Raw genomic sequence first — 13,786 nt, 5'->3', positions numbered from 1 at the left:
CTCGTCGGTGCGAGACGCCAGGATCGGTATCCCGCACCGCACCGACGAGCCCCTTGGCCAGGTATAATATCCCGGCATCCGCCCCCGCGGATTCTACAAACGCTCAAGTCTGGCTGATTCCAGACGATATCATCATCAGGTTGCGGCTCTGCCATCACCCTCCCGTCGCAGTTCCGAGCCTGACACTACGTCACTCTCACGCCGAGGTGGCCGAGCTGTCAATCAAAAGCTGTGACCTTTTTTGGGTGTTTTGCCCGAAAATATAAGCAACTCCTTTCAAAGCGTTGCTAAAGCCTTAAATTCGGTCAAAATCCCGGACATCCACATGATCCATTCGAAACGGCACGGCGAAATCCTGCGGCTCCTCACCGAGGAGGGCACGATCACCATTGCCAGCCTTGCCGAACGGCTGGGCGTCTCGCTGGAAACGGTGCGACGCGACGTCAAGCCGCTCGCAGATGACGGGTCGGTTCTGAAGATGCACGGCGCCGTGGGCCTTGCCTCGATGGTGGGCGAGGCGCCGTTCGAGCGGCGCATGCGCGAGAATGCCGAAGCCAAGCGCCTGATCGCCAGGATGGTCGCGGCCACCATCCGCGACGGCGAGGCGATCATGCTCGACACCGGCACGACCACATCCTTCCTGGCGCGCGAACTGCTGGGTCACCGCCGGCTGACCGTGGTCACCAATTCCTCCGACATTGCCCGCACGTTGGCCACCGTCAACGGCAACAAGGTCTATATGGCGGGCGGCGAGCTGCGCAGCGATTCAGGCGCGGCGTTCGGCATCTCGGCAATCGAGTTCGTCAGCCGCTTTTCAGTCGACCACGCGGTGATCTCGATAGGCGCGGTCGATGCCGCCGCCGGCCTGACCGACTATGATCTCGACGAGGCGGAATTCGCCCGCATGGTGCTGTCGCGCGGCCAGCGCTCGCTCGTCGTCACCGACCACACCAAGTTCGGCCGCCAGGGCCTGGTCCGGGTCTGTGGCTTCGACGGTTTTTCCGAGCTCGTCACCGACCAGCCGCCGCCGCGCGACATCGCCGCTGCGCTGAACCAGGCCGGCGCGCGGCTCAGCATCGCAGCGGCCTGACATTATCATCCAAGGAAAAAAGGCTAGCCGAACACCAGCGACTGGTGCGCCGCCACGCCGGCCATGGCGCCGCCCGATACCGCAAAGGCGATGTTGTGCATGAGGCGGGCAGCGTCTCCAGCGGCGTACACGCCCGGTACGGACGTCTCCTGTTTGTCGTCCACCACGATCGCCCGGCCAAGCGGGCCTTCGTTGAAGGCACAGCCAAGCTGTTCGGCGAGCGGACTTGCCATCACATTGCGTGGCGCGGTGAACAGCGCCCGCACGCTTGCGCCGCGATCGCCGTCGAGCCTGACGACCAAACCACCCGAGCCGTCTTCCTGCACTTCGGTCACTTTGGCCGGCTCGAACCGGATATTGCGCTTCTCCAATGCCCGCGCCTGGTCAGCGTCGGGTTCGAACAAGCCGTTGGCGAACAGCGTGACGTCACCCCAGTCGGAGATCAGCTCGGCCTGGTGCAGCGACATCGGTCCGGTCGCCAGCACGCCGAGCGGCCCGCCGGCCACCTCGTAACCGTGGCAATAAGGGCAGTGCAGCACCGTCTTGCCCCATTGATCGGTCAATCCGGGAACGTCCGGCAGGATGTCCCGGACGCCGGTGGCGAGCACCAGCCGTGTCGCGCCGAAACCTTCACCATTGTCCATCCGGACCTCGAAGCCATTGCCGGAAACGGCAGCCTGATCGGCTCGGCCATCGATCACCTTGACGGCGGGATAGGCAAGCAACTGTCCTCTTGCCTCTTCGAGAATGTCCGACGGCGCCCGCCCGTCCTGGCCGAAGAAGCCGTGCGAATGTTCGGCAAAGCGGTTCCTAGGCTGTCCGGCATCGATCACCAGCACCTTGCGTCGTCCCCGTGCCGCGTACATGGCGGCGGACAGGCCGGCAAAGCTGCCGCCGACGACGATCACATCATACTGCATGGCTGGATACTCCAATCAGGTCATAACGGCGGCGGAAATCGGCCGTCAGGTCGGCCAGCGTGATATGGCCGAGCCTCTCGGCGAGCAGCCTTTCCGCCTCCAGGCGAAAGTCGTCGAGCACCGCGATCACCGCCTGCTCGACCAGGCATCCGGGACTTTCCGGCTCGGTGCTGAAGGGCAGCAGCGTCTCGCCGAGCGCAGCGCTGATCTCGGCAAGCGAGATCTTGTCCGGCGCACGCCCGAGCTGCCAGCCGCCGCCGTGGCCGCGCGACGAGGTGACGATGCCCGCATCGCGAAGCCCGGCGATGGTGCGGCGCACCACCACCGGATTGGTGTGGATGAAGCCGGCGAGCTGCTCCGAGGTCAGCGCCCGGTCGGGGGCGTCGGCCATGTGAACGAGGATGTGCAGGGTCGAGGACAGTCGGCTGTTGCGTTTCATGTAACTTAGTTAGTTACGAATCGAGAAGCCGTCAAGTTTTGGACCTTGCCCCACTTCCCAGCACCGCATTACCCGGTGTTTAGTCCGGCCATGGCCTTCACCATCCGCCAGTTGCAGTTCTTCGTCGCCGTGGCCGAGCAGGGCACCGTCTCGGGCGCGGCGCAGAACCTGTCGATTTCACAGTCCTCGGTCACCGAGGCGATCAAGGAACTGGAGAGCGATCTCGGTGTCGAGCTCTTCGAGCGCCATCCGCGCGGCCTCAACATCACTCACAAAGGTCACCAGTTCCTGCGCCACGCGACCAAGATCCTGGCCGATGTCTCCGATGCGCGTCGCTCTTTCTCCAGCGATCAGGCCGCCGCGCCCGGCCGGCTGCAGCTCGGCGTCACCTCGCTGGTCGCCGGCTATGTGCTGTCCGACCTGCTCGCCCGCTACCGCCGCGCCTATCCGGGGGTCGAGGTCTCGGCCATCGAGGACAATGGCGACTATCTCGAGCACCTTCTGGTCGGCGGCAAGCTCGATATCGCCGTCATGGTGACCTCCAACCTGCGCGACCGCACGGCGCTGCAGTCCGAAATCCTGGAAGTCTCGGCTTACCGCTTGTGGGTTCCAATCAGCCACCGGCTCGCCAGCGCCGACATCATCGGCATCGGCGACATCGCGTCCGAGCCGCTGATCATGCTCACCGTCGACGAGATCGAGGAGAACACCGGCAAGCTGCTGTCGGCGATCGGCGCTAGGCCGCATGTCGCCTTCCGCACCCGCTCGGTCGAGGCCGTGCGCAGCCTGGTCGCCACGGGCGCCGGCGTGGCGCTTCTGCCCGACCTCGTCTACCGGCCCTGGTCGCTGGAAGGCGACCGCATCGAATCGCGCGACATTTCGGGCTCGCTGCCCGTCGTTCAAGTCGGCATGGTCTGGCGCCGCGGCTCCAGCCTGCCGCAGTCGGCGCGTGACTTCATCGGCCTCGCCCAATCGCAGCGGATGGTCCGCCAGCGGTTCTGAGATAATCTATCGGAAAAACCGATATCGGCTTTCTGATAAATGAATTTGCGAAACCGGATTTTTCACAGCACTTTCAGCCAGGGACCAAAGCCGCCGCGAGAGTGCGGCCCCTAGAAATGGGAGAACGACGATGAATGCATTCCTGAAGTCATGCACTGCGTTGACTGTCGCGCTGACTTTCTCCGGCCAGGCGATCGCCCAGGTCACGGAGCTCGGCAAGGGCGAGGGCGAGGTCAATATCGTTGCCTGGCCGGGCTATATCGAGCGCGGTGAGACCGACAAGGGTTATGACTGGGTGACGGCTTTCGAGAAGGAAAGCGGCTGCAAGGTCAACGTCAAGACCGCCAACACGTCGGACGAAATGGTCTCGCTGATGAACGAGGGCGGCTTCGACCTTGTCACCGCTTCGGGCGATGCTTCGCTGCGTCTCGTCGCCGGCAAGCGCGTCCAGCCGATCAACACCGATCTGATCCCAAGCTGGAAGACCGTCGACGACCGTCTCAAGGACGCGCCCTGGTTCACCGTCGACAAGGTGCATTATGGCGTCCCCTATCAGTGGGGCCCGAACATCCTGATGTACAACACCGAAGTCTTCAAGGAAGCGCCGAAGAGCTGGAACGTCGTCTTCGAGGAAATGAAGCTGCCCGACGGCAAGTCGAACAAAGGCCGCGTCCAGGCCTATGACGGCCCGATCCACATCGCGGACGCCGCCAACTATTTGATGTTCCACAAGCCGGAACTCGGCATCAAGGACCCCTACGAGCTCAACGAGGACCAGTACAAAGCGGCGCTCGACCTCTTGCGCACCCAGCGCACGCTGGTCGGCCGCTACTGGCACGATGCTGCCATTCAGGTCGACGACTTCCAGAACGAGGGCGTGGTCGCCTCCGGCTCATGGCCCTATCAGGTCAACACGCTGGTCGCCGCCAAGAAGCCGATCGCCTCGACCGTGCCGGAAGAGGGCGTCACCGGCTGGGCCGACACCACCATGATCGAAGCCGACGCCGCCCATCCGAACTGCGCCTATATGTGGCTCGAGCATTCCTTGTCGCCCAAGGTCCAGGGCGACGTCTCGGCCTGGTTCGGCTCGCTGCCCGTCGTGCCCGCCGCCTGCAAGGGCAATGAGCTTCTCGGCGACCAAGGCTGCAAGACCAACGGCTACGAGAATTTCGACAAGATCAGGTTCTGGAAGACGCCGGTGTCGAAATGCGCCAGCCAGAAGGACCAGTGCGTGCCGTACTACCGCTGGGTGTCGGACTATATCGGCGTCATCGGCGGGCGGTGATCTCCTTTACCCTCTCCCTTGCGGGGAGGGTCGACGCTTGAGCGTCGGGGTGGGATTGCTCGGCCGCTTGTGCCAGATCACCCCCACCCGCGGCTTCGCCGCGACCTCCCTTATCGAGGGGGAGGTAGGGTGTGCGCGAACTCGCCTTCGTTTGACCCGGCAACTGAACTGACAGGGCCCATGACCTCTGCCGTTTCCTTCAAACAAGTCTCGCGCCATTTCGGCAGCGTGCGCGCCGTCGACGCAGTCGATCTCGATATCGTCCCCGGCGAGTTCTTCGCCATGCTCGGTCCGTCCGGCTCCGGCAAGACGACCTGCCTCAGGCTGATTGCCGGCTTCGAGCAGCCGACGGCAGGCTCGATCTCCATCTTCGGTGAGCGCGCCGAGGGCGTTCCGCCCTATCGCCGCAACGTCAACACCGTCTTCCAGGACTACGCGCTGTTCCCGCATCTGAACGTCTTGGACAACGTCGCTTACGGCCTGATGGTCAAGGGCGTCGGCAAGGCCGAGCGTCTGAAAGCGGCGGAAGAGGCGCTGTCGCTGGTGCGCCTTCCAGGATACGGGACGCGTCGCCCCAGCCAGCTTTCCGGCGGCCAGCGCCAGCGCGTCGCGCTCGCCCGCGCGCTCGTCAACCAGCCCAAGGTGCTGCTCCTCGACGAGCCGCTCGGCGCGCTCGACCTCAAGCTGCGCGAGAACATGCAGGAGGAATTGAAGTCGCTGCAGAAGGTGCTCGGCATCACCTTCGTCTTCGTCACCCATGACCAGGGCGAGGCGTTGTCGATGGCCGACCGCGTCGCGGTCTTCAATGACGGCAGAATCATGCAGGTCGGCTCGCCGGAGGATATCTACCAACGGCCGAAGACGCGCTTCGTCGCCGATTTCGTCGGGTCGTCGAACGTGCTGCCGCCGGATTTTGTCCAGCGCTATTCCGGCCAGCACCGCTGGGGGAGCCTGAGGCCAGAATCGATCCGCGTCTCCAGTGCGGCGAGTGGCGACGGCGTTGCCGCGCGACTGGTCGGCACGAATTATCTCGGCGCCACCACGAGGCTGGCGCTCGACGCCAACGGGCTGATGCTGCACGCCGTGGTGCCGGCGGGCACGTCGCTGCCGGCGGAAGGCGAAGCGGTCCTGCTCACTTTCAACCGCGAGAGCCTGCACTTGATGGACGAGCCGGCATGATGAAGGTTGGCGCGCAGCACCCCCCTCTGTCCGGTCCACCCTCCGAAGCTGCAGCGCAGCTGTTGCGAAGGACGGGCAGGACAAAGAGGGGGGCGAAGGATCGCGGCCTCGGTCTGTGCACGGTGGCCCCATGACCATCGCCGCTGTTCAATCTAATCCCGCCCCCGCCATCCTTCCCGGTAGCGGCGGCATGCGCGGCGCGCTCTCCGACCTGTTCTGGCGCCGGCCGAAACTCCTGCTCCTCCTGATGCTTCTGCCGCCGGTGCTGTGGCTCGGCATCGTCTATATCGGCTCGCTGTTCGCCCTGTTGGCTCAAAGCTTCTTTTCGATCGACGAGTTCTCCGGCCTCATCAACCGCGAGTTCACGCTGAAGACTTATGGCGACCTGTTCCAGGCCGCCAATCTCGACATCATCCTGCGCACGGTGACGATGGCGGCGCTCGTCACGCTCGCCTCGGCGATCGTCGCCTTCCCCATCGCCTATTACGCGGCGCGTTATGCGCGCGGCCGCTGGAAGGCGTTGTTCTATCTCGGCGTCATGCTGCCACTGTGGTCGAGCTACCTGGTCAAGATCTATGCCTGGAAGCTGATCCTGGCCAAAGAAGGCATCCTCACCTGGCTGCTCGCCAAGCTACACCTTCTCTGGCTGCTCGACGCCTGGCTGTCGCTGCCGATCGTCGGCGGCAACTCGCTGTCGGTCTCCTTCACCGGCACCTTCATCGTCTTCGTCTATGTCTGGCTGCCCTTCATGATCCTGCCGGTGCAGGCCGCGCTCGAGCGTGTGCCGGGCAACCTCGTCGAGGCCTCGTCCGATCTCGGCGCCTCGCCCGGGCAGACCTTCCGCAATGTGCTGTTTCCGCTGGCGCTGCCCGGCATTGTCGCCGGCTCAATCTTCACCTTCTCGCTGACATTGGGCGACTACATCATCCCGCAGATCATCGGCACCTCGCGCCTGTTCATCGGCCAGGCCGTCTATTCGCAGCAGGGCACCGCCGGCAACATCCCTTTGGCCGCCGCTTTCACCGTCGTGCCCATCGTCATCATGGGCTTCTACCTCTGGGGCGCCAAGCGCATGGGGGCTTTCGATGCGCTCTGATCGTGGTCAACGTGCTCCGCTCGGCCTGAAGATCGCCGCCGCCTGCGGCCTGCTCTTCCTGCATCTGCCGATCCTGCTGATATTCGTCTACGCCTTCACGACCGAGGAGAAGAGCTTCGTCTGGCCGCCGCCGGGGCTGACCACGCAATGGTTCGCCGTCACCTGGAACCGTCCGGATGTGTGGGAGGCGCTGTCGCTGTCGGTGCGCGTCGCCGCCATTTCGACGGCCATCGCCCTGGTGCTCGGCACGCTGTGCGCCGCCGCCGTCTCGCAGACCCGCTTCTTTGGCCGCGAAGCAATCTCGCTGCTGGTCATCCTGCCGATCGCGCTGCCCGGCATCATCACCGGTATCGCGCTGCGCTCGGCCTTTGCGCTCGCCGACATCCCTTTCTCGTTCTGGACGATCGTGCTTGGTCACGCCACCTTCTGCGTGGTCGTCGTCTACAACAACGCCGTCGCCCGCTTCCGCCGCACCTCAGGCTCGATGATTGAGGCATCGATGGATCTCGGCGCCGACGGTTTCCAGACCTTCAGGCATGTCGTGCTGCCCAACATCGCCACGGCACTCCTTGCCGGCGGCATGCTGGCCTTCGCGCTGTCCTTCGACGAGGTCATCGTCACCACCTTCACCGCCGGCCAGCAGCAAACCGTGCCGATCTGGATGCTGGAGGAGCTGATCCGTCCGCGCCAGCGTCCGGTCACCAATGTCGTGGCCATGGTCGTCGTGCTGGTGACGCTGCTGCCGATCCTCTTGGCCTATTACCTGACCCGCGACGGCGACCAGATCGCCGGCTCGGGCAAATAACGGAATAAGGGAGAACCCCCATGGACACTCAAATGCTGATCGGCTCGAAATTCGAGAAAGGCACCGAAACCGAGGAGCCGATCCTCAATCCGAAGACCGGGGCGACCATCCTCAACCTGCCGGAAGCGAGCCCGGCGCAGATCGAGGCGGCTGTCACTGCCGCCGAACAAGCGTTCGTCTTGTGGTCGCGCACCACGCCCGCGCAGCGCTCCGGCTATCTGCTCAAGATCGCCGATCGCATCGAGGCCGAAGCCAAGGAGTTTGCGGCGCTCGAGGCGCTGAATTGCGGCAAGCCGATCAACGCGGTGCTCAACGACGAGATTCCGGCGATCGTCGACTGCTACCGTTTCTTCGCCGGCGCGGTGCGCTCGATGCCTGGCCAGGTCGCCGGTGAGTATATTCCCGGCCACACCTCGATGGTGCGGCGCGACCCGATCGGCGTCGTCGCCTCCATCGCGCCTTGGAACTATCCGCTGATGATGATGGCCTGGAAGCTGGCGCCGGCGATCGGCGGCGGCAATACGGTCGTATTCAAGCCGTCGGAGCAGACGCCGCTGACCGCGCTGAAGCTGGCGAAGATCCTGGCCGAGATCCTGCCTGAGGGCGTCGTCAATGTCGTGCTCGGCCGCGGCGACAGCGTCGGCAATACGCTGATCAACCACCCCAAGGTCAACATGATCTCGATCACCGGCGACGTCGCCACCGGCAAGAAGGTGCTGCAGGCTGCGGCCAAGTCGGTCAAGCGCACGCATCTGGAACTCGGCGGCAAGGCGCCGGTCATCGTCTTCGACGACGCCGACCTCGGCGCCGTGGTCAACGGCCTGCGCGCCTTCGGCTATTACAATGCCGGCCAGGACTGCACCGCCGCCTGCCGCATCTATGCCGGCAAGAAGATCTACGACAAGCTCGTCGCCGACCTCTCGTCGGCCGTCTCGACCATCAAATACAATCAGCCCGACGATACCGAGAACGAGATCGGCCCGCTGATCTCGCGCCGCCAGCGTGACCGCGTGTCGAGCTTTGTGGAGCGCGCTTCCGAATTGAAGCACATCGACATCACTACCGGTGGCCAGCCGGGCGAGGGCTCCGGCTTCTACTATCAGCCGACGGTCGTCGCCGGCGCGCTGCAAGAGGACGAGATCGTGCGCCGCGAAGTGTTTGGCCCCGTCGTCTCGATCACTCGCTTTTCCGATGTCGACGAAGCAGTGAACTGGGCCAACGACAGCGACTACGGCCTTGCTTCGTCGGTGTGGACGAGGGACGTCTCGCGCGCCATGGCGACCGCCGCGCGCCTGCAATATGGCTGCACCTGGATCAACACGCACTTCATGCTGACCAACGAGATGCCGCATGGCGGCCTCAAACAGTCCGGCTACGGCAAGGACATGTCGCTCTACGCGCTCGAAGACTACACGGCCGTGCGGCATGTCATGGTGGCGCACGGGTAGCAGCGCTTTTACCTCTCCCCTTGTGGGAGAGGTCGGATTGCCCCGATTTGCCCTTCGCAAATCGGTTGGCAATCCGGGTGAGGGGTAGCTTGGCGCCAGGCTGGAACACCCCTCATCCGTCTCGACGCTAACGCGTCGACCTTCCTTCTCCCACAAGGGGAGAAGGAAGGTCGAGCGTAACCACTACTCCACGATCCGATAGATATTCCAGAGGCTGGTGCCCGAAACGACATAGGGCTCCATTTCCTTGCCCCATTTGGCGTGCGCGTCGATCTTGTTGATCTTGGCGAAGAACGCCTCCAACTGGGCCAGGCTCTCGACCTGGTGATGCGACTCGACAGTTGCTTCCCGGGCGCCGATCGATCCGGTCATGATCTGGAATTGCAGGTCGGCTAGGCCGACCTGCGAGCCGATCTCTCGCTCCCATTTCTTGAGCAGTTCGAGCACCGTCTGCTTGTGTCCGAACTTGGCGTCGATCTGCCATCTGGCGCTGAACATTTTCCTTCTCCTCCCTGATTTGCGGTTGAGCCCGCGGTTGATCTATTCGTCCCAGGCCTGCACGACGGTCTGCCGCGCGATGCGGCCGTTCTTCAGCTCCAGCATCGCGGCGCAGAATACTTTCGTGCCGTCCGGATAGGCGCAGGCCTGGGTGAAGGCGAGGCTGTCGCCCTCGGCGATCGTGGTGTCGACCTTGTGGGTCATCGCCCGGCTGCAGATGTCGTCCCAGAAGGTGCTGATCGCCGCGCGTCCGCGGATCTCGCGCGGCTTGCTCGGCGGGTTGTTGCGGTCGATCACCCGCACCAGCGCATCGTCATTGTAGAAGCTTGACAGCAGCTTGCCGTCACGGCCTTCGATCGCCTTCTTGATCGCCGCGCCGTCTACTGTTTGTGTCTTGGTCAACATTTTTATCTCCATGGCCCACATCATGTTGGGCGTTCGATTGAAGAGGTGCTGCCCGGTAGCGGCGCCGGGCAGGGGTTCTCACTGCGACTTCGCCTTTACGGCGGCGAACACGTCGTCGGTCTGCTTCTTGAAAGTGGCGAGATCGACCTGGCTGCCGTTGAGCATTGTCGACCAGTGGCGAACGATCGCGGCCATCGCCACCGCCTCCTTGATCTCCTCGTCGCTGGCGCCGTTGAGCTTGGCCGCCTGGGTGTGGAAGTAGATGCAGTACTGGCACGGGATCTGCGAGGCCACCGCAAGGCCCATCAGCTCCTTGGTCTTGCCGTCGAGCGCGGTGTTCGGATTGAGCTGTACGCCTTTGATTTCGGCCCAGGCGCCGGCGACCGCGACATCGGGCAAAGTCTTGAACATGTCGGGCACCGAACCGAGGGTGGCCTGGATGTCCTTGTAGGCGGCCGTGGCCGAAGCGTCTTCGGCATGCGCCGGGGTGATGGCCAGCAATGCGCCCGCGGCAAATGCCAGCAATCCGATCTTGCGACTGAGTTTCAGCATTTCATCCTCCATTTCGCAGTGCCCCTTCGGCGACATCGCCCGGCCTGCATGGGGAGAATTGATATCGCCTACAGCAGGCCCGGCGCTTCCCCCGAAAGCGCCATGGCTCTTATGGCCCGTCCGGGCCAGGGTGCCTGGCTGAAAATGCCGCCGCCGCCGCTCGTGACGGCAGGTCGAGCTTGAGCAGGATATTGGCGACATGGCGCTTGACCGTGTGCTCGCTGAGGCTGAGCTCGGCGGCGATCGCCGCATTGCTCTTGCCGTCGGCGACCAGGTTCACCACCTCGCTTTCGCGCGCGGTCAGCGCCGCCGGCTCGGCAGGCTTTGGCTTGGTCCGACAGGCCGGCTCCAGATGCTGCTCCGACGTCGCCAGAACCGCCGGCAGGGGCTCATCCAGCTCATCGAGGCTGACACGGCCGGCATCGATGAAATGCAGGCCGGAGCCCACGGCGAGGTCGGCGACCAGCCGCGAGGCGAGGATGTCGCCGCGTCCGGCATGGGTGGCGAGCTGCATCGTCACCCGCGCCGTCAGCCCGACCGGCTGGCCGCGCATTTCGATCTCGCCGACATGCGCGCCTTGCGCGCTGGCCACGCCGATCTGCTGCGCCGCCTCGCGCAACGCCGCGGCGCAGCGTATGGCGCGCGCCGGCCCGTCGAAGCGCGAGATCATCAATTCGCCATGCGTGCCGGCCGTGCGTCCGCCATGGCGGCTGACCAGAAGCCGCCAGGTTTCCTGGAAGCGCTGGCTGCGCTCGCTCCACATGCGATCGCCGAGCTTGGCGGTGTCGTAGATGCGCGTCACCAGCAGCGCTGCGAGCACGCGCTCGGTGTCGGCCACGGCGGGCTCGCCGGTGAGGCATTCCTCGATCAGGTCGGCCACGCGATCGACATCGCCGGTCCAGATCGGATGATCGCGTCCGGGTATCTCGACCAGACGGGCATGGGGAATTTTCTTCGCAAGGAAGCGACTGGCGTCGGGGTCGACACGGGCGTCGTTGCGGCGATGGATGAGCAGCGTCGGCGCGCTGATCATCGGCAGGATGCCGCGCACGTCGATGTCGGCGTTCATGCGGGCAAGCGCCGCAGCGGCCGTCGGGCTGGCCGACAGCCGCTCGAACCGCGCCCACCACTGCGAGAAATGCGCATCGTCGACCCGTCCCGGCGCGAAATTGGGCAAGGTCGCGCCGGTGCCCCAGGAGGTCTCCGCCGTCTCGATGAAGGCTTCCAGCCGTTCCGGCGGCATCACCCATTTGTGGAAATGCGCATAGCCGCCGTAAAGCACCAGCGCGCGCGTCCGTTCCGGATAGGTGGCGGCGAACAGCATCGCCATCGGCGCGCCTTCCGAAGCGCCGAGGATCGCCGCCCGGCCGCTGCCGGCGGCATCCATCACCGCGCGCACGTCGTCCATGCGGGTCTCGAGGCTGGGCAGATGCCGGGTATCGACGCGGTCGGAAAGCCCGGTGCCGCGCTTGTCGAACAGGATCAGCCGCGAGAAGGCGGAAAGCCGTCTCAACAGGCGGCTGTAACCCTCGTCTTCCCAGTGCAGGTCGAGATTGGAGATGAAGCCCGGCACGAAGACAAGATCGAACGCGCCTTGGCCGACCACCTGATAGGCGATCCGGACATCGCCGCTACGGGCATATCGGGTCTCGATCGGCCTCACGAGTTCTTCCGCCTGGCCTGACGATTTCTGATCGTCAAACATAGCAGAACCGTGCCGACAGCGGCAGCCTAAACTTTAGCAGAAAGAAATATAAGGCCGTCTAGAGCCGCGGCTATTTTTGCGAAGCGGCGACGTCGGCTGGGAAGGCCTTGAGTCCAAGCTTCGCGTCGGCCTCGGCCGGGGTGATCGGCCGCTTGATCTTGGCCGAGGCGGCGATCACGAGGTCGTCGAAATTCGTGGTGCCGGCATCCAGCATCTCGAAGAACTGGCGCCGCATCCGTGGCTCCCAGAACTTGTTGATGTGTTCGGCAACCCCGGCAATGCCTTCCTCGCGCGGCTTCGAATGGAAGAAGGCGGCGATCTGGTTGGCCATGCGCACCAGCTTTTCCGCGGTGCTGGTGATGTGATCTTCGTCATGCGACATGCTTGGCAACTCCGCAAGCCACTCGGTCGGGATGGGTGAAAATATCGAAATCGTCGCCGCGCACCAGCGCCACCAGCGTCATGCCGGAGGCCTCCGCGGTGCGGATGGCAAGCGCGGTCGGTGCCGAAACCGCCATGATGATCGCGGCACCGATGGCCGCCGTTTTCTGCACCATCTCCACCGACACGCGCGAGGTCACGACAACGGCGCCGCTCGAGCCGTCGATGCCGGCCCTGGCCAACGCGCCGGCGAGCTTGTCCAGCGCGTTGTGGCGGCCGACATCCTCTCGTGCCATCACGATGCCCTTGCCGGGCACATAGAAGCCGGCTGCGTGCACCGCGCCGGTTTCAGTGTGCAGTGGCTGCCGCTTTGATAGCAGCTTGACCGAACGGGTGACGTCCTCGGCGTTGAGCGTAAGCTTCGACGCACCGACCGCGTCGACCGAGCGCATCGCTTCCTCGATGGATTCGATGCCGCACAAGCCGCAGCCGACCGGCCCGGCCAGCCGGCGCCGCCGCGCCTGGAAACGCGTGTTGGCCTTGTCCTTCAGCCTGATCTGGATATCGATGCCGGCGCCGAGATCCTCGACTTCGATCGCCTCGATCTCGTCAGGGTCGGCGATGATGCCTTCGGTCAGCGAGAAGCCGAGCGCGAAATCCTCGAAATCGGCGGGGCTCGCCATCATCACTGCATGCGTGGTGCCAGCAAAGGAGAACGCCACCGGCACCTCTTCCGGCACCATGCGGTCCGCGGCAGCGGTGCCGCCGGCGCGATGCGCGAGACGAGAGGTCTGAGAGATAGGAGGGCGTTCGTTCGTCACGAGGCGCACCCCTCTGCCCTGCCCATCCTTCGCAGCAACTGTCGAGGCCCGCGCCTTTCCTCTCCCCCGTCGATCGGGGGAGAGGTGTCGAGCGGAGCTCGACCGAGTGGGGGTCGACATGCCGTCAAGATTGAAGCTCTTGTTGTCGAATGCCTCGACA

General features: G+C 64.5%; 15 protein-coding genes. 7 read left to right on the top strand and 8 right to left on the bottom strand.

The features are described 5' to 3' along the window. Positions 1-325 precede the first annotated feature (325 nt). Positions 326-1,090: a DeoR/GlpR family DNA-binding transcription regulator gene (locus tag YU3_RS0109535; protein WP_027166021.1), complete on the top strand. Its 765-nt coding sequence runs from the start codon at positions 326-328 to the stop codon at positions 1,088-1,090. Positions 1,091-1,113: 23 nt separating this feature from the next. Here YU3_RS0109535 and YU3_RS0109530 read toward each other — a convergent pair whose 3' ends face one another. Next, positions 1,114-2,010, bottom strand: coding sequence for an NAD(P)/FAD-dependent oxidoreductase (locus YU3_RS0109530; RefSeq protein ID WP_027166020.1), 897 nt, complete (start codon positions 2,008-2,010; stop codon positions 1,114-1,116). Beyond that, positions 2,000-2,449: an Rrf2 family transcriptional regulator gene (locus tag YU3_RS0109525; protein WP_027166019.1), complete on the bottom strand. Its 450-nt coding sequence runs from the start codon at positions 2,447-2,449 to the stop codon at positions 2,000-2,002. Before YU3_RS0109525 ends, YU3_RS0109530 begins: the two co-directional genes overlap by 11 nt. Before the next feature lie 90 nt (positions 2,450-2,539). Between YU3_RS0109525 and YU3_RS0109520 the strand changes: the two genes are divergently transcribed. From YU3_RS0109520 to YU3_RS0109495, 6 genes are all read left to right on the top strand, one after another. Then, positions 2,540-3,451 carry a LysR substrate-binding domain-containing protein gene (locus tag YU3_RS0109520; RefSeq protein WP_027166018.1) on the top strand — a complete coding sequence of 304 codons (912 nt, stop codon included), beginning with the start codon at positions 2,540-2,542 and terminating at the stop codon, positions 3,449-3,451. A 130-nt stretch (positions 3,452-3,581) separates the two neighbouring features. Then, positions 3,582-4,736 (top strand): ABC transporter substrate-binding protein, encoded by a 1,155-nt coding sequence (locus YU3_RS0109515; protein WP_027166017.1) that lies wholly within the window; start codon positions 3,582-3,584, stop codon positions 4,734-4,736. Between the two features lie 180 nt (positions 4,737-4,916). Further along, on the top strand, positions 4,917-5,915 hold the full coding sequence (locus YU3_RS0109510; protein WP_027166016.1) for an ABC transporter ATP-binding protein: 999 nt from the start codon (positions 4,917-4,919) through the stop codon (positions 5,913-5,915). A gap of 130 nt (positions 5,916-6,045) precedes the next feature. Continuing rightward, positions 6,046-7,011, top strand: a complete 966-nt coding sequence (locus tag YU3_RS0109505) for an ABC transporter permease (RefSeq protein ID WP_027166015.1) — start codon at positions 6,046-6,048, stop codon at positions 7,009-7,011. Further along, positions 7,001-7,816 carry an ABC transporter permease gene (locus YU3_RS0109500; protein WP_027166014.1) on the top strand — a complete coding sequence of 272 codons (816 nt, stop codon included), beginning with the start codon at positions 7,001-7,003 and terminating at the stop codon, positions 7,814-7,816. Before YU3_RS0109505 ends, YU3_RS0109500 begins: the two co-directional genes overlap by 11 nt. 20 nt (positions 7,817-7,836) lie before the next feature. Further along, complete coding sequence (locus YU3_RS0109495; RefSeq protein WP_027166013.1) at positions 7,837-9,264, top strand: gamma-aminobutyraldehyde dehydrogenase; 1,428 nt, start codon at positions 7,837-7,839, stop codon at positions 9,262-9,264. A gap of 183 nt (positions 9,265-9,447) precedes the next feature. Here YU3_RS0109495 and YU3_RS0109490 read toward each other — a convergent pair whose 3' ends face one another. From YU3_RS0109490 to fdhD, 6 genes are all read right to left on the bottom strand, one after another. Continuing rightward, positions 9,448-9,762, bottom strand: a complete 315-nt coding sequence (locus tag YU3_RS0109490) for a hypothetical protein (RefSeq protein ID WP_027166012.1) — start codon at positions 9,760-9,762, stop codon at positions 9,448-9,450. 42 nt (positions 9,763-9,804) lie between these two features. Further along, positions 9,805-10,167: a nuclear transport factor 2 family protein gene (locus tag YU3_RS0109485; RefSeq protein WP_027166011.1), complete on the bottom strand. Its 363-nt coding sequence runs from the start codon at positions 10,165-10,167 to the stop codon at positions 9,805-9,807. Between the two features lie 78 nt (positions 10,168-10,245). Continuing rightward, positions 10,246-10,719 carry a carboxymuconolactone decarboxylase family protein gene (locus tag YU3_RS0109480; protein ID WP_027166010.1) on the bottom strand — a complete coding sequence of 158 codons (474 nt, stop codon included), beginning with the start codon at positions 10,717-10,719 and terminating at the stop codon, positions 10,246-10,248. A 109-nt stretch (positions 10,720-10,828) separates the two neighbouring features. Further along, a complete protein-coding gene (locus YU3_RS0109475; protein ID WP_027166009.1) occupies positions 10,829-12,382 on the bottom strand; it encodes an alpha/beta fold hydrolase in 1,554 nt (517 codons plus the stop codon). Positions 12,383-12,494: 112 nt separating this feature from the next. Then, positions 12,495-12,806 carry a formate dehydrogenase subunit delta gene (locus YU3_RS0109470; RefSeq protein WP_027166008.1) on the bottom strand — a complete coding sequence of 104 codons (312 nt, stop codon included), beginning with the start codon at positions 12,804-12,806 and terminating at the stop codon, positions 12,495-12,497. Next, the gene (gene fdhD / locus YU3_RS0109465; protein ID WP_027166007.1) at positions 12,796-13,626 is read right to left on the bottom strand and encodes a formate dehydrogenase accessory sulfurtransferase FdhD; all 831 of its coding nucleotides are present in this window, start codon (positions 13,624-13,626) and stop codon (positions 12,796-12,798) included. The genes YU3_RS0109470 and fdhD overlap by 11 nt, the downstream gene beginning before the upstream one ends. Positions 13,627-13,786 lie beyond the last annotated feature (160 nt).

The sequence above is a fragment of the Mesorhizobium sp. WSM3224 genome, from assembly GCF_000427725.1.
Classification (GTDB): Bacteria; Pseudomonadota; Alphaproteobacteria; order Rhizobiales; family Rhizobiaceae; genus Mesorhizobium.
This window is presented reverse-complemented; position numbering and strand designations above follow the sequence as displayed.